The 17337-nt window shown below is 31.9% G+C and carries 15 protein-coding genes and 1 other RNA gene; 6 read left to right on the forward strand and 10 right to left on the reverse strand.

Features of this window, described 5'->3' with window-relative positions:
- Nucleotides 1–98: 98 nt before the first annotated feature.
- Nucleotides 99–758 (reverse strand): response regulator transcription factor, encoded by a 660-nt coding sequence (locus BMY33_RS15905; protein WP_091410406.1) that lies wholly within the window; start codon nucleotides 756–758, stop codon nucleotides 99–101.
- Nucleotides 759–1472: 714 nt separating this feature from the next.
- Here BMY33_RS15905 and BMY33_RS15910 point away from each other — a divergent pair.
- Complete coding sequence (locus tag BMY33_RS15910; protein ID WP_091410408.1) at nucleotides 1473–1829, forward strand: T9SS type A sorting domain-containing protein; 357 nt, start codon at nucleotides 1473–1475, stop codon at nucleotides 1827–1829.
- A 104-nt stretch (nucleotides 1830–1933) separates the two neighbouring features.
- Here BMY33_RS15910 and BMY33_RS15915 read toward each other — a convergent pair whose 3' ends face one another.
- The 4 genes from BMY33_RS15915 to ssrA all read right to left on the reverse strand — a co-directional run bounded on the left by BMY33_RS15915 (nucleotide 1934) and on the right by ssrA (nucleotide 5519).
- The gene (locus BMY33_RS15915) at nucleotides 1934–2548 is read right to left on the reverse strand and encodes a hypothetical protein (protein ID WP_091410409.1); all 615 of its coding nucleotides are present in this window, start codon (nucleotides 2546–2548) and stop codon (nucleotides 1934–1936) included.
- The gene (locus BMY33_RS15920; RefSeq protein WP_091410412.1) at nucleotides 2538–3968 is read right to left on the reverse strand and encodes a reprolysin-like metallopeptidase; all 1431 of its coding nucleotides are present in this window, start codon (nucleotides 3966–3968) and stop codon (nucleotides 2538–2540) included. Before BMY33_RS15920 ends, BMY33_RS15915 begins: the two co-directional genes overlap by 11 nt.
- Nucleotides 3968–4657 (reverse strand): type VI secretion system tube protein TssD, encoded by a 690-nt coding sequence (tssD, locus tag BMY33_RS15925; RefSeq protein ID WP_051336347.1) that lies wholly within the window; start codon nucleotides 4655–4657, stop codon nucleotides 3968–3970. The genes BMY33_RS15920 and tssD overlap by 1 nt, the downstream gene beginning before the upstream one ends.
- 464 nt (nucleotides 4658–5121) lie before the next feature.
- Nucleotides 5122–5519, reverse strand: a transfer-messenger RNA (tmRNA) gene (ssrA, locus tag BMY33_RS15930).
- A gap of 142 nt (nucleotides 5520–5661) precedes the next feature.
- Between ssrA and BMY33_RS15935 the strand changes: the two genes are divergently transcribed.
- The 4 genes from BMY33_RS15935 (at nucleotide 5662) to BMY33_RS15950 (ending at nucleotide 9687) form a co-directional block, all read left to right on the forward strand.
- Nucleotides 5662–6870, forward strand: a complete 1209-nt coding sequence (locus BMY33_RS15935) for an NAD(P)-dependent oxidoreductase (RefSeq protein ID WP_091410413.1) — start codon at nucleotides 5662–5664, stop codon at nucleotides 6868–6870.
- 26 nt (nucleotides 6871–6896) lie between these two features.
- On the forward strand, nucleotides 6897–7718 hold the full coding sequence (gene pyrF, locus BMY33_RS15940) for an orotidine-5'-phosphate decarboxylase (protein WP_091410415.1): 822 nt from the start codon (nucleotides 6897–6899) through the stop codon (nucleotides 7716–7718).
- A gap of 313 nt (nucleotides 7719–8031) precedes the next feature.
- A complete protein-coding gene (locus BMY33_RS15945; RefSeq protein ID WP_091410418.1) occupies nucleotides 8032–8814 on the forward strand; it encodes an ABC transporter substrate-binding protein in 783 nt (260 codons plus the stop codon).
- A gap of 87 nt (nucleotides 8815–8901) precedes the next feature.
- Nucleotides 8902–9687 carry an alpha/beta fold hydrolase gene (locus tag BMY33_RS15950; protein WP_091410420.1) on the forward strand — a complete coding sequence of 262 codons (786 nt, stop codon included), beginning with the start codon at nucleotides 8902–8904 and terminating at the stop codon, nucleotides 9685–9687.
- 17 nt (nucleotides 9688–9704) lie between these two features.
- On the opposite strand, the gene BMY33_RS23295 is transcribed toward BMY33_RS15950, so the two are convergent.
- The 4 genes from BMY33_RS23295 to BMY33_RS15965 all read right to left on the reverse strand — a co-directional run bounded on the left by BMY33_RS23295 (nucleotide 9705) and on the right by BMY33_RS15965 (nucleotide 15439).
- Complete coding sequence (locus tag BMY33_RS23295) at nucleotides 9705–9878, reverse strand: Lacal_2735 family protein (protein WP_139195681.1); 174 nt, start codon at nucleotides 9876–9878, stop codon at nucleotides 9705–9707.
- Between the two features lie 155 nt (nucleotides 9879–10033).
- Nucleotides 10034–11395, reverse strand: a complete 1362-nt coding sequence (locus BMY33_RS15955; protein ID WP_091410422.1) for a RagB/SusD family nutrient uptake outer membrane protein — start codon at nucleotides 11393–11395, stop codon at nucleotides 10034–10036.
- Nucleotides 11396–11427: 32 nt separating this feature from the next.
- The gene (locus BMY33_RS15960; RefSeq protein ID WP_091410425.1) at nucleotides 11428–14439 is read right to left on the reverse strand and encodes a SusC/RagA family TonB-linked outer membrane protein; all 3012 of its coding nucleotides are present in this window, start codon (nucleotides 14437–14439) and stop codon (nucleotides 11428–11430) included.
- A gap of 280 nt (nucleotides 14440–14719) precedes the next feature.
- Nucleotides 14720–15439 carry a DUF4197 domain-containing protein gene (locus BMY33_RS15965; protein ID WP_091410428.1) on the reverse strand — a complete coding sequence of 240 codons (720 nt, stop codon included), beginning with the start codon at nucleotides 15437–15439 and terminating at the stop codon, nucleotides 14720–14722.
- 35 nt (nucleotides 15440–15474) lie between these two features.
- Between BMY33_RS15965 and BMY33_RS15970 the strand changes: the two genes are divergently transcribed.
- Complete coding sequence (locus BMY33_RS15970; protein WP_091410430.1) at nucleotides 15475–16431, forward strand: MBL fold metallo-hydrolase; 957 nt, start codon at nucleotides 15475–15477, stop codon at nucleotides 16429–16431.
- Here BMY33_RS15970 and purU read toward each other — a convergent pair.
- Nucleotides 16426–17280 carry a formyltetrahydrofolate deformylase gene (gene purU / locus BMY33_RS15975; protein ID WP_091410433.1) on the reverse strand — a complete coding sequence of 285 codons (855 nt, stop codon included), beginning with the start codon at nucleotides 17278–17280 and terminating at the stop codon, nucleotides 16426–16428. The genes BMY33_RS15970 and purU overlap by 6 nt on opposite strands.
- Nucleotides 17281–17337 lie beyond the last annotated feature (57 nt).

Raw genomic sequence — 17337 nt, forward strand, 5'->3', positions numbered from 1 at the left:
TATCGTTAGTTTTCGGTAGGAAAATTAAAAACTCTATGAATGAAAAACATGGGTACAAGTACTCATTTTTTGTGTATGATCACTGTCAGTATAGATACTTAATGATATACATCTTTTAATTTCATTGTATATTTGAAAAGTGCGTTGCTACCAGCAATTTGTAGTTTTTTACAAATGTTTTGACGGTGATTTTTAATTGTTTTTTCACTTTTGAAAAGGTCAAGAGCTATTTCCCTATTTGTCTTTCCTAAGGCTACTTGATTTAATATTTTGATTTCTGTTTTAGATAATTGTTGATATGATTTATCCGAAACTTTAGGGATTGGATTTGATTTTTCTTTCCACCAAGATTCTCTGAAAATCTTGCTTATATATGGTTTGTTTTGGATAGCTCTACCTGCACATTTTGTGAGATTTTCTACCGTATCCGCTTTATAAAGGATCCACTTAACTTCCAGATCTTTTAATTCTTTTATTAACCATTTTTCTAAAGTAAATGCCATAATAACAATCTTAGTTCTAGAAGCGTGCAGTTTTGTGTATTTGGCTAATTCAATTCCAGAATCATTAGAGTTTAAGGTTGCGTCAATTACTATAAAATCTGGTTGGCTATCAACGATGACTTTTCGTAAGTTTTCTAAATTGCTTATATCTTCATATAAATTAAATTTCATGTCTTTTGGAGCTTCTAGCATGGCTTTTATTCCTAACCTTTTTAAGGGGTCATCATATGCCACAACAACACTATATTCTTTCATGGTTTTAGGGATTTGTTATGAAGTATCAACAATAATCTTGGTTCGGTAGCTGAAATATATTGCTGAGAAAATTATGTATTATAGGTAGTAGTAGAAAAGCTACTTTGGTTGATGATCTTCTAATAAGTAAGTATAGTGTAGGTGAGTTACGAAGTAGTTCGTTATTTTCATTAGTTTGAGGGTTTGTGTTAGCCTTATAAAGTTAATTGATATTTTACTTGATTTAGGAGAGATAGCTTTCTTTTCGATATAATGATATGTTTTTTAGCTAAAGACAAGAGTTGGTGTAACATACCTAATTAATGTAATGATAGTGTGTTAATTCAATCTCCAAAAGCGAATACCCTAGTAATTCTGTGGGTTTTAGTTAAGGAAATTTTTTATCATTGCAGCTTAGATTTGTAAGTTTTAACTTACCTGCTGTAGCAGTCTGTCTTTACTAAAAAATAAATGAATGTATCGTTTTTATTGTTTTTTACTTGTATTTTATTCATGGAAACATCTATAATCAAACTTTATAGTGTAAAATAGTTCTATTTTGTTGTCGATGTTTCTTACAACTAACCTTTAATCCTTAGAGTATTATTCGTTGTGTCATTCGAAATATTTTAAACAAAACATAAACTTTTCTAAAAAACCAGATTTTTAGATTTTTTATAAAATAGTTAACGGTTTAAATTGTTGAAAATCTGTATCTTAAAAAGAAAATAAGATATGAGAAATAAACTACTTACACTACTGTTTTTAATTGCTTGTATCTCTGGTAATGCCAGTGATGATTATGTATTAAGCAATAGATTAGATACTATTAATGATAAGACATTTTCTTTTAAACTCGAATCTACGACTGCCCAGCAGTCCATCACTATTATATCCGATGTAAGAGAGCCTATGTTAATCAAAGTGATAGATGATTCTGGTTTTATTAGAATCCAGAAAAAACTTCATGTAGATAGAGAAGTTGATATTTCTGGTTTGTTAGAAGGGACGTATGTGATTAGAATTTATGTAGGAAATCATACTGCTGTAAAAAGATTCTATAAAGGACAAGATGGTGTTGATATAAAGTAAAGCAGCGGCTTTCTCTTTAATAAATAATATTTTTCATAACGTTTCGGTTAATGATGTAATATTTACAACCATATAACCGGATATTGATCTTGTATACCTCATCTTTAGTCCTCTGATGAGATTAGTTTTCCATTTTTATAGACTTCTTTAGTTACTTCTTCAATAGTAGTGTCCTTTATGATCCAAGTACCGTCTTTTTTATCCTTTTTATATTGTCCTTTAACCTGAATACCTGACATATTATCTTCACTAGAATAAGAACCACATTTCAACCCATTTTTATAGTTGATATTTTCGTGTGTGTCATTTTCACTATGTTCCCAATAGCCATGTTTTTTACCTTTCTTATAAAACCCTTTTTTTGAAAAAGTATGGTTGTCGGATTCAAAATAGTAACCTTCCAAAACATTATCCTTGTAATTCGCTACAAAACTTAATTTTAGCCCTCCAAATAAATTACGATAAGTGATCCATTCTCCTGTTTTTTCACCCTTATCAAAGCGTTTTATTTCAATTGTAATGATGTCTCCTTTTTTACTTCTGGTGGTAATACTAAAATTACCATCCATCTTATTGGTATTTCCATTCTTAGTAAACTCCTCATATTCATAACCCGCTAGTTCCGTATACTCATAACCTTTAAAGTTCTGAGAAAAGACCAGTAGGTTATTTAAAACAAAAACTACTAAGACAATATTTTTTATAAATCTATCCTCCATGATACTGTTTTACTTCATTAGTCATAATATCCCATTGCCATTTCCAAAAACTAATTCCCTCTGAATTAGGATTATGAATAGTTTCTCCCCCTGGGACATCATAACCATTATAATCCATTACATTTTCTGTTGTAGCTTTATTAAATGGGTGTTTAGGAATAAACGTTAATCTTGAAGCTTTTTCGCTTTCTAGCTCTTTGATATAATTGTTTTTTCTTTCCCTCACATCTTTTAATGTTTTAGTACTTCCTTTAACAGGCGTGCTATCTGGATAAGTTTTATATTTCTCAAGATAGGTTTTTTGCTTTAACAATGTTTTCTCAATCGTCTCCAATCGCTTTGTATTTTCTTCTTTAGTAGCCCAAGTATGATCCAATCCTAATGTATGTCCTAATTCGTGAGCAAATGAGTTAACATTTTCACTTCCTACAGAGCCGGGAGTCATTAAAATATAATTTAATTCAGTTGGGTATAATTTTGCGTGTCCTTCTCTTCCATCCTTTTGCTGAAATGCACTTAAAAAGAATATGACACCTCCGTATTCTCCATTATTTTGCACATATTCTTTGTATAACTCTCTATCAAAACCATTGTTATATCTAGGGATACCTTTAACTCCATTTATTACCAATGTCTCAAGTACTCCTTTATTTTCATAAGATTCTACATCGATAATCATTTCTTCTAATCCACCATTTTCAGCCTTTATTAATGATTGATTGAAATATTTAGTATTGAACTTCTGAATCGTACTCTTAACCCATCCATTCGGCATTTGACCAAATGTTCTTTTATTGTAAGTGTTACCAGGTTCATTGCTCATAACTTTTATAAATTTAATCTTTACTGTGTTAACCTCATCATTTTTTACAACAATGATTTCACCTACAGGATTATCATTCTTATCCAATAGCTCAATACTTGTATCTTGACTTAATGGATTTTCACAAATAACTTTTACCTCAACTCTAGTAACTTTTGAAACATCTCCGTCATAACCTTTTGCTTTTTCTTTATTAATAGCTTCTTGTTCTTTTTGCAAATCCTTAAGAGATATTTTATTTGGTTTAAATTTTATACCATCTTTAGCAGGGAGTTTAATAATATCGTCTTTATGCGCTTTTCCTTCTAAAACATCTAGTTTAAAGTTTAGGATAACATTATCTTGATTTGGGAGCATACTCAAATAAGGAACAAAATATTCTGAACCATTAATTTGAGCATCTTTATATTCTTTTTTTAGTTCCTCATAATTTTGCGATACTGTTTGATAATTATCTCGCATCCAATCAAAACCAAACTCACCTTTATAATCTCTTTTGCGTTCGAATTGAACCGAGAATAAAATATCCTCTACAACTTCAACACTTGCGGTTTTAGTAATCCCTGCGACTTGTAATTTAAAAGTATTTGTACCCATTAGTTTTGCTGCTTAATTACTTCTAACTCTATTTTTTCAAGGTTACTGCCTATTTCATAGTCAGTTAAAGTATCGTTAACTAATATATCTCCATTATATTTAAAATCTACCGTTTGGTTATCCAGGTTAATCGTCAATTTCTCACCGATTAAGTTTCTGGAATCAATATTTAATAGAATGTTTTCACCTACTATCGTTTCCTCAATTCTCTTATTGTTAGTATCTGTAATGTAATATTCTACAATTCTAGGTTCATTGTCAGATGTTTCACTATCAGCTACTGGAGCAGTATTAGGATATGTAACCCTCCAATACTCTGAGAACTCCGCAGTACCTTCTTTCATTCCTGCTGAGGTAATATTTAGATTAATGGTCATTGGATTCTCACTATCACTAGTAAATTGCTCTACATAATTTACACAACAAGAATCAATAAAATTGAGGGTTCTTCCTTTACCATTTAAGGCTCTTGGTTCTAAACGGATTTTTAGTTGCTTAGACATAAAAGGATCCGTCATCCATTCTAGTAAATCAGCATCTTTTGTAGCTTCTATAATTAGTGATAAACCTAAAAATTGAGGTTTAGAAGACGGGTTTCCATTATAATCACTCTCTTGACTAAAAGTATAAGAAAAATCAAGAATGTTTATCTCTTTATCATCAAAGAGCAGTTTTGCAGTAAAACTCATATATGCCTATGTATAAAAAAGTACAAATATAAAAGTATATCTATGATGTATGTATACGGTAAAACCTTTTATTTATTGTTTTTAGGAATGAGAATTCTATATACTTGAAAACCATCAAAGAACCTTTTGATTACAATGTTTTCCAGCAGTTTACTACAGAGTAAAAGAAAGTATAAATTAAGATGTTTGAAAGGATTATAGAAAAATGAGTTAAATGGAAAAAAATAAAATTATTAACAATAACTAATAGCTCTATTTTGTAAATCATGTGCTGATAAATTTGGAATGATTGCAGATACTCCTACATTCTTATGCAATGGATCGTGAAAAGAATTTAAGTAAAGTGGAGTCGGAGACGATCGAGCTTTAAGAAATTATCCTGTGGATGATTTTAGCGAAGAGGCGGGCTTGCCGCGCTGGCCGAATCCCCCGAAAACAGAAAATCCTGCCTAATGGCAGGATTGTAGTGGAGTCGGAGGGATTCGAACCCTCGTCCAAACAAGTAATACAATAGCTTTCTACACGCTTAGTCTTTGTTTAGATTTTCGTGGGATTGCCGGCCAAAAACCGCCAACGCACCCCTTATTCTCAATTGATTTCAAAACTATATCAAGATCCTATAGTTTCTAGGTTTACTTTTACGATACTCAAAACCAAACGCCATAAACCAAGGCTTTTGAAGAGTATCCTGCTTGCTCACCTAGTGAGCCGAGGCATTATCCTACTATAATTCGGATTATGCAGCTAGGGCGTAGTTATTCTCGCCGTTTAAAAAAGGTGAAATATGATATTTACGAGCTATATCCCAGCGCTCGACGTGCTTACCACTCTATTAATCTCGCTGTCAAAACCAGTCGACCCCGATATTCATTTAATTAGTAGTCATTTAAAGTTAATTTGACATAAATTACCTTAGTTAGAATACTAAAATGGTTGGCAAAGATAATCATATTTGTCATATCTTAGCCGCGCTTTTAAACAAACAAAATATATACCAAAATTATATGACTACATTCGGAATAATTAAAGAGCGTAAAAATCCGCCAGATCGTCGGGTAGTATTCTCTCCAAAGGGTCTTAATGACGTTATGTCTAGATTTCCTGAAGCATCTGTTAAGGTTGAAAGCTCTGATATTAGAATTTTTAATGATACTGCGTATAGAAATGTAGGTGTAGAAATAACCAATGACATATCTGATTGCGAGGTATTATTAGGTGTAAAAGAAGTTCCGATTGAAGCATTAATTCCGAATAAAAAATACTTTTTCTTTTCACATACTATAAAAAAGCAACCTTATAATAGAAAATTGCTAAAAGCGATTTTAGATAAGAACATAGAATTATATGATCATGAGGTTATCGTAAATCAAAAAGGGTGGAGACTGATAGGTTTTGGAAGATATGCAGGTATTGTAGGCGCTTATAGTGGTTTTAGAGCATTTGGACTAAAAAACGAAAGTTTTACGCTTCCTAAAGCAGAAACTTTACCAGATCAAAAAGCTCTAGAAGCTGAGTTGTCCAAAATTAACCTACCAAATATCAAAATTGTTCTTACCGGAAATGGTAAAGTTGGGAGTGGAGCTAAAGAGATTTTAGACGCAATGCGAATCAAAGAAGTTTCTGTAGATGAATACCTAAATACGGAATTTGATGAAGCTGTATACACCCAGATTGATGTATTAGATTATAACAAACGAAAAGACGGTCAGCTATTAGATAAAAAGGATTTTTATGATAATCCAGAGGAGTATGATAGCGACTTTATGAGATTTGCCAAAGTAAGTGATGTGTATATGGCAGGTCATTTTTTTGGTGATGGCGCACCTTATATTTATACTAGAGAGGATGCAAAATCCGAAGATTTTAAAATTAGGGTTGTTGCCGATATTTCTTGTGATATCGATGGGCCTGTTGCTACAACGATAAGATCATCTACCATAGCAGATCCAATTTATGGATATCATCCTCATAAGGAAGAAGAAGTAGATTTTAAAGATCCAGAAGCTATTGTGGTAATGGCAGTGGATAATTTACCTTGCGAGTTACCAAAAGATGCGAGTGAAGGTTTTGGAACGATGTTTATGGAGCACGTAATACCTGCTTTTTTTAATAATGATATTGATGGAGTATTAAAAAGAGCGAGAATGACCCAATCTGGTAAGCTTACTGATCGGTATAGTTACTTACAGGATTATGTTGATGGAAAAGAATAGTTTATATAACGCAAATTATACGAAGAATGACGACTAAGCAACTTGTTGATCAAATTTGGAAAAAGAAATCCTTTCTATGTGTAGGTCTAGATGTGGATCTAAACAAAGTACCAAAACATATACTAGAGACAGAAGATCCTATTTTCGAATTCAATAAAAAAATCATTGATGCTACACATCATTTAGCAGTTGCATATAAGCCGAACATAGCGTTTTATGAGGCCTATGGCTTAAAAGGTTGGAAGTCTTTAGAAAAAACTATCCAATATTTAAACACGAATCATCCTGAGGTGTTTACAATAGCGGATGCTAAAAGAGGTGATATTGGTAATACAAGTTCTATGTACGCCAAAGCTTTTTTTGAAGATTTAGAGTTTGATTCTGTAACTGTAGCTCCTTATATGGGTAAGGATTCTATAGAACCTTTTTTGGCTTTTGAAGACAAGCATACAATTATGCTTGCATTGACTTCTAATCAGGGAGCTTTCGATTTTCAGACTAAAATGGTTGATGGGACAGAATTGTATAAGCAAGTATTAGATACTTCTAAAGATTGGAAAAACGCAGATAATTTGATGTATGTGGTAGGAGCTACAAAAGCAGAATACCTGGCGGATATAAGAAGTATTATTCCAGATAGTTTTTTATTAGTTCCTGGTGTTGGTGCACAAGGTGGAAATCTACAAGATGTATGTAAATATGGTATCAATGATCAGATTGGTCTATTGATTAATTCATCAAGAGGGATTATATATGCTTCTGATGGATTAGATTTTGATATGGTTGCTGGTGAAAAAGCCAAAGAGCTTCAATTACAAATGGCAGAAATATTAGATGCTAAAAAATAAAAAAGGAGATTAAACTTCATGTTTAATCTCCTTTTTTATAGTTTTTAAGTAAAAACTAACGTCTATTGGCTTTAAATACTTGTTTTGCATATCCAACTAGTCCATATGTGATAAAAGTTACGAAAAATGCTAAACAAACATAAATGGTAATGTTAAGTAATATTGAATTCATAGCCCCAAAATTTTTAAATTAATATTCTTTCTAAGAAAGTAAGTGTTTTATGTAAGAATTCCTAATTTTAAAACCTTAATTATTAATTAGTTGCGACTTTTTTGTTAGAATTTTAATTTTTGATATATTCTTGATGAAAGTATGATTTATAAAGATCAATTAGATAGAAAAATTGAGTTAGATTCTACTCCTGTTAGAGTTGTATCATTGGTGCCATCTCAAACAGAGCTTTTGGTTGATTTAGGTTTGTCTGATGTTATCGTTGGAGTTACCAAATTTTGTGTACATCCTAACACTATCCGAAAGGAAAAAACTATCGTTGGTGGAACTAAAAACATTCATTTACATAGAATCAAAGAATTAAAACCGGATATTGTTTTATGTAATAAAGAAGAAAATACCAAAGAGATTGTCGAAACATTACAAGAGTATTATCCAGTACACGTTTCGGATATAGCTACTATAGAAGAGTCATTAGAATTAATAAGCCAATATGGTGAGATTTTTAACAGAAGGGATAATGCAAAAAATCTCATAGATAAAATCAAAATAGAATTTAAAGGTTTTTCTGAATTTACAAAGGATAAGCCAAAAAAGACGGTGGCTTATTTTATTTGGCGAAAACCTTGGATGGTGGCTGGAAAAGGAACATTTATTCATCATTTATTAGAAATAAATAATTTTGTAAATGTGTTTGGTGATCAAGAACGTTATCCAACCATTTTAGATGAAGGTTTAATGAAATTATCTAATCTAGATCTAATCTTATTATCATCAGAACCTTTTCCTTTTTCTGAGGAGCATCAGAAAGAAATGGACAAAGTAATATCTGGAACCAAGATAGTTTTAGTAGATGGAGAATATTTTTCTTGGTATGGATCCCGACTTGCCAAAGCCTTTTCTTATTTTAGATCACTTCATTAAAACTTGTACATTGAACAATACATTAAATACTGTTAATCCTTCTTATGCTGTATAAGAAGTAGCTATATTTACACATTCAATCACTATATGCTTAATTATTCCATATATCGTCATCCAGATAATACCAATTGGGTAACCTTTGTTCATGGAGCAGGTGGGAGTTCTTCGATATGGTTTAAGCAAGTTAGAGAGTTTAGAAAGTATTATAATGTGCTATTATTAGACTTAAGAGGTCATGGTAAATCTAAACCGGCAATTAAGGATGCTTTTAATTTTAAATACACTTTTGATTTTATAACAGATGATATTCTTGAAGTTATAGACCATGAACAGATAGGATCATCTCATTTTATAGGAATCTCGCTAGGTACCATTTTAATCAGAAATCTTGCTGAGAAATATCCAGATCGGGTGGATAGTATGATTATGGGAGGTGCAATAATGAAATTAAACTTTAGATCTCAGGTCCTTATGAAGTTAGGAGTTGTGTTTAAATCTGTAATTCCATATATGTTTTTGTATAAGTTTTTTGCATTTATTATAATGCCTAAAAAGAATCATAAGCAATCGAGATTATTATTTGCAAACGAAGCTAAAAAGTTATATCAAAAAGAGTTTATTCGTTGGTTTCGGCTGACTTCTGAAATAAATCCTTTACTACGTTTTTTTAGAGATAAGGATATAAAAATACCTACACTTTATGTAATGGGAGAAGAAGATTATCTGTTTTTACCATCTATAGAAAAAATAGTGTCTTTACATGAGTTTTCTAATCTCTTTGTGGTTAAGAACTCTGGACATGTTGTAAACGTGGAGCAGCCAGAGGTTTTTAACGAAGAATCACTATCTTTTTTACATCGACTTACCGTATAATACGATAAGATTTTATACTAGGATTGATGCTTTAGTTTTTTAATTTCGATTAAGATTTTATTTGCTTCATCGTGTATAAGATCACTCTTTTCTTTATTCTTAATCGCTAAATTATATGCGGTTTTCATTAACCTACAATATCGTTTTTGTAGTTTTTCAAGATTAGATTTGTCTCTTGGCCAATAGAACATATTCTTTCTCTTTTTCTTTTTTACAAAAGTATTAGCTAGAGTTTCAAATGATTCTTAAGGCTAAGTTAAGTTTATATAATACTATACTAAAAAAGGACAGTGCAATTGTATTCACACTATCCTTTTTTTATGGCTAATCAAATAATTTACTATGTTTAATATCCGTCGTTTTGCTCCAAGTTAGGATTTACATTTCTTTCTCTTTGCGGTATTGGTAGCACTAATCTATTGTCATCAAAAGGTAATGGTCCTACAGAAACTTCTAATCTTTTAAAATCGTGTAGTTTGTGTCCTTCAAAAGATAACTCACGTAATCTTTCTAAGATGATATCTACATAAGTTACATCTGTCAATGCAAGTGCATTGGATCTGGTACGTACTGTATTTATATCGCTTGTAGGATTTGCTCCAACCATTGTGCCTAGTACAAAGTTAGACTCAGCACGTATTAAGTGCATTTCTGGTAATCTAATAAATGGAATGTTTGAATTTCCAAATATCCATTTATAAGATGCTATTCCTGATCCTGTTTCTGAATCTACATAAAAGTAACCTGCTCTTAAGTCATTGAAGTCATCAAATATTCCAAAAAACGCATTTTCAATCGAAATATCTGGATTTCCTGGTCTCCCTCCAAACCTATCAGTAGCCCAAAATGTATTCATACTATTAGCTCCATCAGAATCTGTCACTTGCCAAGCAAAGATATCTTCTGTAGAGTTGTCATCATTGTTGTAAGCATCATCAAGAGCTTCTGTTAAAGCAAATTGTCCCGATTGTATTACTTCATTAGATAGATCTCTAGCTTCTTCATAATTTCCAATTTGTAAGTGTATTCTAGCTAATAAAGATTTAGCAACATTTACAGATGCAAAAACGCCATTGGTTTCTGGTAGTAATACAATTGCATCTTCTAGGTCATTGATAATAAAATCGTATACCTCTCCAATTGTATTTCTGGATGGATAAGTAATATCCTCATATTGGATTACTGGTGTTCTTATAATTGGTACACCCAGTTCGCCGTCATTTATTCTGTTGTTATTATGTTTAGAGAAAAAACGTAATAAATCAAAATAGGTTACTGCTCTTAAAAACTTAGCTTGACCTTCTACAGAATTTTTACTATCAAGATTTTCAAAAACATCGAGATTGTCGAGAACAATGTTAGCTTGATTGCTAATATCATATCCATTTAGCCATAGATTGGCAACGAACGTATTATTAGTGTTTATCACTTTGGTGTTAAACTCCCCAGGATCAGAAAATGTACCATTCCATTTTAATTCTTGATCATTTGCTAACAGTTCGGCAATTGTATATAATTGACCACCATAACTTGCAGCTTGTCCCGCTTGCGCATATGCTCCAATAAGAATGTTGGCTACTTTTTCTGGGGTATCGAACGCATCATCAGTTGTTAATGATTGATCTGGATCTATGTCTAGTCTGTTTTCACAACTTACGTTTATTATCGTAAGAGTAAAGAATAGTATAATTTTTATATATGTTTTCATATTTTTTGACTTTTAGGTTTTGGTATCAAATTTTAAAATTCAATATTTATTCCTAGTGTATATGTTTTTGCTGGTGGAGCTGAGTAGAAGGAAGTACCAGTTCTTACCCCTGAATTTCCGTTAAAGTCAGCTGTAGATTCTGGATCGTATCCATCATAATCAGTAATTGTAAGTAAATTGATACCACTGAAATAGAATCTTACTTTTTCTAAGAAAAACCTTTTAGAAAAGATTGGATTAATTGTATATCCTAAAGTAATATTTCTAAGTCTAATAAAATCTGCTTCGTCCAGATATCGTGTAGAGTCAGCCTGTCCGTTCTCCTGATTTAGCCTCGCTTGAGGAACATCAGTAATATCGCCAGGATTTTGCCATCTATCTAATTGGTCAATGGTTTGGTTATCAAAGAATTTACCATTTCCAGAAGTGAACTTACCGGCTTGATCAAAAATAGAAGCTCCAAATTCTCCCTGAAAAGTGAATTGAAAATCGAAATCATTTACTTTTAGAGTGTTTGTAAATCCAATTTGATATTCAGGAAATGGATTCCCAGTTACTATTTTACTTGCTTTAGATACGTTGTTTGTAGTTGTTTTATCTAGTGAACCGTCTGTGTTTATTGTGTTAGTGTAGAATAAAGCATCTCCATTAGATGGATCAACACCTGCATATTCATATAGATAAAAAGATGAAATAGTTTCACCTTTTCTTATAATATTTACACCATCTATGATATCACCACTTGGCAAGTCCGTAACCTCATTTTTATTCTTAGTGAATAATGTGCTTACGTTCCAGGTTAATGAAGGCTTAGAAATAATTCGTGCATTAACACTTACTTCGAACCCTTTATTAACTATTTCTCCAATGTTTCTAACAATAGAAGTAAAACCAGAAGTACCTGGTAATGGTTGATTGAATAATAGATCATTGGTAGTTTTGTTGTAATAATCAAACTCTCCAGTAATTGTATTATTAAATAACCCGAAATTTGCTCCTAAGTCATATTGAGTAGTCTTTTCCCAACGTAATTCATTATCTCCCAATTGGATTGGTGATACACCTAATCTTTCATTATAAGTAGTAACTCCATAAAGGTCTTTACTTGCAAAATCTCCAATTTCTGCATTTCCAGTAATACCCCAACTTCCCCTTAATTTTAAATTGCTTAAAAAATAAGAGTTATTTAAAAATCTTTCGTTGCTAACTATCCAAGCGGCAGAAGCGGCAGGGAACCATCCAAATTGAGAATCCTGACCAAACCTAGAAGAACCATCTCGACGAATACTTAGATTAAAAAGATATTTTTCGGCAATAGAAAAACGAGATCTAGCGAAATAAGATAAGAAGTTGTATTTAGTTTTGTTGGATCCTCCATTTGTAATTAATACCGCATTGTCTAAAGTTTGTAGGTCATCTGAAGGAAATCCTTGTCCTATAGTAAATTGACTTTTACGATTAGTTTCTTCAAAACTTCCACCTAATGTTGCAGAAAAATCTACTGTATCACCTAGGGTACGTTTATAGGTTAGGTAATTTGTTAATATATACCTTTCTGTAATTGCATTACTAACGGTTCCAACTCCTCCTGCAGAAGCAAACTCAGTTAAACTTCCAGAGAATCTTTCTGCATTCTGATTATTAGAGTCATAACCAATTTCAGATTTAAGTCTTAAGTAATCATTGATATAAAAATCACCGTATATATTAGCAGTTGTTCTCCATATATCTGTTACAAACCTTCCCGTTTGTTCTTGTCCTAAAAAATTTTGAAACAAAGTAGAGTTACCATCTACATTAGCTGTTCCGTCTTCTAGTAATGCAGGTGTCAGTGGAGACTGTCCTATAGATTGTAGTGGAGATATGAAGGCGTTATCATTAGATAATCTATCAATGGTAACTTTAGAGATGTTTATGTTTACTCCAACTTTAGATTTCTCAGTTATATCAGCATCTACTTTACCTCTTAGGGTATATCGATCTAATTCGTTTCCTAATATAATACCCTCTGTTTTATTGTAAGAGGTAGAAACAAAATATGTAATTTTCTCGCTTCCGCCAGAAGCTGATAGATCTATATCTTGAGTAATACCTTCTACTAAAGCAAGATCTTGCCAATCTGTATCGACTTCATTGTTTCTCCAATCTCGACCTAAAGATAATTGATCAAATTGATTTTCAATTTCGCCTAAAGAAAGTCCACTGTTAAGAGCAGCTTCAGTATAGAAATCTACATATTGTTCTGCATCTAAATATTCTCTTTTATTCGTAGCAAAACTCCATCCTGATGCGGTGTTTAAGGTAACTTTGGTTTTTTCTGTTTTGCCTTTTTTTGTGGTAATAATAATAACACCATTCGTCCCTCTAGCACCATATATAGCAGCTGCAGATGCATCTTTTAGGAAATCGATCGAATCTATGTCATTAGGGTTAAGTCCAATTAATGGGTTAATCGGAGAATTATTTATAGATTCATCATCATTAATAAGGGGTACGCCATCCAAAACATACAAAGGCTCTTGAGATGCACCAACGGTAGAGATACCTCTGATTCTAACTTTAATTCCAGATTCTACTCTTCCAGAAAGTTGAGTTATTTGAACTCCAGTAACTTTACTAGTCATTAAGGATTGAACACTTGGAGTATTTATATCTGCAATTTCGCCGGCTCTAATACTAGAGACACTTGTTGTAATTTCCTTTTTAGAGGAACTACCATATCCGATTAGTACCACTTGGTCTAACCCCTCTACATTGTCTTTTAGTATAAGGTTGATTACTGATCCCGTAACCGTAACTTCTTGAGTTTCGAAACCTACATAGGAAAATATAAGTATATCACCGGTATTGGCTTCTATAGCATAATTTCCATCAAAATCAGTTTGAACTCCGTTATTGGTATTCTTTACCAGAATATTTGTTCCTGGAAGTGGGATTCCAGATGGATCTGTAACAGTTCCAGTTATTGTTTTCTCTTGGGCTTGGATAAGTCCAGAGCATATCAGCATAGCCATAGCTATGCTAAGTTTGATTAAGTTTTTCATTGAGGGCGTTTTTAAAATCGGGCCCAAAATTACGCTAATCCCGTAATAAAAACACCCCTACAATGATGTGAACTAATGAAAATAGCTGTTTTTTTTTGAGAATATCTAATCTATAATAAGAGGGAAATTTTATTATTCTTAGTGAAAAGAAATATTGTTTGGTATTATGCTCGAAAAAAGCACAAAAAATTGATTTTTTGTAAAAAATTAAAAAATCGTTAAAACCAACAGTAGATTAGATAAAGTGTACAGGTTGTAAGTCTATTCTTTCTGTACTTTGTTATTTTCTGTCTTGTAGGGCAAATACCTTACGTAATAAATCGGTAGTCCTAGAACTAAGTTTATTTCTGATTTCACCTTCTTCAACAGCAATCATAGTATATACTCCTTCTAAAGCCTCACTCGTAACATAATCGGTAAGGTCTGGGTTCACATTGCTGGTAAATGGAATCGTATTATATTTATTAATAATATTTGACCAAACTTGATCAGCACCTACTTTGGCTAAAGAATTTTTAATAACAGGATTGAATTTAGAGTACAATGCAGATTTAGTTGTACCTTTTAGATATTGAGTAGCAGCATCTTGATTACCTAATAATATTTGCTTAGCATCGTTAAATGTTATCTGTTTTACTGCGTTTACAAAAATTGGTGTTGCTTCTTGTACAGCATCTTCTGCAGCTCGATTAAGAACTTTTAGACCTTCATCTGCAAGATTATCAAGTCCAATATCTCTTAAGGTTTTATCTACTTTTTTTAATTCTTCAGGCAATACGATTTTCACCAATTCATTTCTGAAAAAACCATCTTTTTGGGTAAGTTTAGTTACTTGTTTATCGATTCCTTTGTCTAACGCTTCTCTTAAACCGTTTCCTATATCTATATTACTAAGTCCAATCGCTCCTGTAGTTTCTTGAGGGAGGCTTTCTATTACTTGTTGTAGTTCTGCACAACTTGAAAGTTGAAATATAACTAACAGTAAAAAAATTCTTTTCATAATTTCTTATTAGATTTGAGATTATAATGATTTATATGAATTCAAAGTTAATTTTTTTCATACTATCTATTTCAATTCTTTCTTGCAAAAATAGTGAAGATTCGATGAAAGGAAGGTCTTTTGGGGTTAATGATCCAAAACAATATATAACTATTTTAGGAATTGCTCAAGATGGAGGGTACCCTCATATTAATAATACTAGTGAATTTATAGATGTAGCTGAAGGTAAGGTTACAAAAGAACTTGTAGTTTCTTTGGGGATAATTGATAAAGAGGAGGACAAAAAGTTTTTAATCGAAGCTACTCCAGATTTACCTGAACAATTGTCTATGTTGGATGCTAAACATCTAAATAAGAGCCCTATTATAGATGGAGTATTTTTAACTCATGCGCATATTGGTCATTATACAGGTCTCATGTATTTTGGTAGAGAGGCAATGGGATCTAAAAAGATTAATGTGTTTGCCATGCCTAAAATGAAATCTTTTTTAGAAAATAATGGGCCTTGGTCACAATTAGTGGATTTACAAAATATTGTTCTTCAACCATTAAAAAATGAAACTTCAGTTGCTTTAACAGAAAAAATTAAAATCACACCATTTCTTGTACCGCATCGAGATGAATTTTCTGAAACAGTCGGGTATAAGATAGATGGGAGTTCTAAGTCAGCATTATTTATTCCAGATATTAATAAATGGTCTGTATGGAAAAATAGTATTGTAGATGAGGTGAAAAAAGTGGATTATGCATTTATAGATGCTACTTTTTTTAAAGAAGGAGAAATACCTAGGCCTATGGCTGAGGTTCCGCATCCTTTTATTCAGGAGAGTATTAATTTATTTAAAAATGAATCTAAAGAGGTTAAATCAAAAATTATATTTATTCATTTCAATCATTCAAATCCTCTAATCAATCCTAGTAACAAAGAAAGAATTCAATTAGAAGAAGAAGGGTACAGGTTCGCAAATACCAAGGATGTGTTTGAATTATGAAAAAACAACAGTTTTGTTGTTATAAACCAATACTTTTCTTTCTATATGGTGCTTTATAGCCCTAGATAAGACTATCTTTTCTAAATCACGTCCTTTCAAAATAAAATCTTGCACGTTATGGATATGCGATACTCGGACCACTTCTTGTTCAATAATTGGTCCTTCATCCAAATCAGAAGTAACGTAATGGCTTGTGGCTCCAATAATTTTCACACCACGTTCATAAGCAGAATGATAAGGTTTTGCTCCAGGAAAAGCTGGTAAAAAAGAATGATGAATATTGATGATTTTATTTGGAAATTGTTTTACAAATTTTTTAGATAAAATCTGCATGTATCTGGCTAAAACAATAAAATCAACTTTTAGTTCCTTTAGTAATTCTAGTTGTTGTTCTTCTGCTTCTTTTTTATTGGATTTGCTGACAGGTATGTGCTTAAAAGAAATATTAAAATTATCCGCTATCGGTTTTAGATCTAAATGATTACTTATGATGATTGGAATTTTTACCTGAAGCTCACCAGAAGCGTGCCTTCCTAGAATATCGTATAAACAATGATCATACTTAGAAACAAAAAGTGCCATTTTAGGTTTTTTCTCGGCATTATACATTTCCCAGTGCATATTGTAATTATAGGCTACTTCTTTATTAAAAGCCTCTTTAAATAAAGCTAGCTTTTCTTCATCTTGATCAAATTCACATTCTAATCTCATAAAGAATTCGCCTAATTCCCTATCAATATGTTGTTCAATATAGACTGTGTTTCCTTTTTTTGCTAAAATAAAATTTGTTACCGTAGCTATGATTCCCTTTTTATCCGGACAGTTAATGAGTAAGGTTGTTTTTTTCATGTATCAATAGATCAGTTTCTTTCCTTTCCAGATATAAACTTACTATTTAAGAAGGTA

It is taken from the genome of Aquimarina amphilecti (genome assembly GCF_900109375.1).
Taxonomy (GTDB): domain Bacteria; phylum Bacteroidota; class Bacteroidia; order Flavobacteriales; family Flavobacteriaceae; genus Aquimarina; species Aquimarina amphilecti.

Coding starts and splice junctions, on each gene's coding strand:
- BMY33_RS15935 (WP_091410413.1), top strand. CDS start 5,662: ATGACTACATTCGGAATAATTAAAGAGCGTAAAAATCCGCCAGATCGT.
- BMY33_RS15920 (WP_091410412.1), bottom strand. CDS start 3,968: ATGGGTACAAATACTTTTAAATTACAAGTCGCAGGGATTACTAAAACC.
- BMY33_RS23295 (WP_139195681.1), bottom strand. CDS start 9,878: ATGTTCTATTGGCCAAGAGACAAATCTAATCTTGAAAAACTACAAAAA.
- BMY33_RS15910 (WP_091410408.1), top strand. CDS start 1,473: ATGAGAAATAAACTACTTACACTACTGTTTTTAATTGCTTGTATCTCT.
- BMY33_RS15960 (WP_091410425.1), bottom strand. CDS start 14,439: ATGAAAAACTTAATCAAACTTAGCATAGCTATGGCTATGCTGATATGC.
- purU (WP_091410433.1), bottom strand. CDS start 17,280: ATGAAAAAAACAACCTTACTCATTAACTGTCCGGATAAAAAGGGAATC.
- BMY33_RS15905 (WP_091410406.1), bottom strand. CDS start 758: ATGAAAGAATATAGTGTTGTTGTGGCATATGATGACCCCTTAAAAAGG.
- BMY33_RS15965 (WP_091410428.1), bottom strand. CDS start 15,439: ATGAAAAGAATTTTTTTACTGTTAGTTATATTTCAACTTTCAAGTTGT.
- BMY33_RS15970 (WP_091410430.1), top strand. CDS start 15,475: ATGAATTCAAAGTTAATTTTTTTCATACTATCTATTTCAATTCTTTCT.
- pyrF (WP_091410415.1), top strand. CDS start 6,897: ATGACGACTAAGCAACTTGTTGATCAAATTTGGAAAAAGAAATCCTTT.
- BMY33_RS15955 (WP_091410422.1), bottom strand. CDS start 11,395: ATGAAAACATATATAAAAATTATACTATTCTTTACTCTTACGATAATA.
- tssD (WP_051336347.1), bottom strand. CDS start 4,657: ATGAGTTTTACTGCAAAACTGCTCTTTGATGATAAAGAGATAAACATT.
- BMY33_RS15945 (WP_091410418.1), top strand. CDS start 8,032: ATGATTTATAAAGATCAATTAGATAGAAAAATTGAGTTAGATTCTACT.
- BMY33_RS15950 (WP_091410420.1), top strand. CDS start 8,902: ATGCTTAATTATTCCATATATCGTCATCCAGATAATACCAATTGGGTA.
- BMY33_RS15915 (WP_091410409.1), bottom strand. CDS start 2,548: ATGGAGGATAGATTTATAAAAAATATTGTCTTAGTAGTTTTTGTTTTA.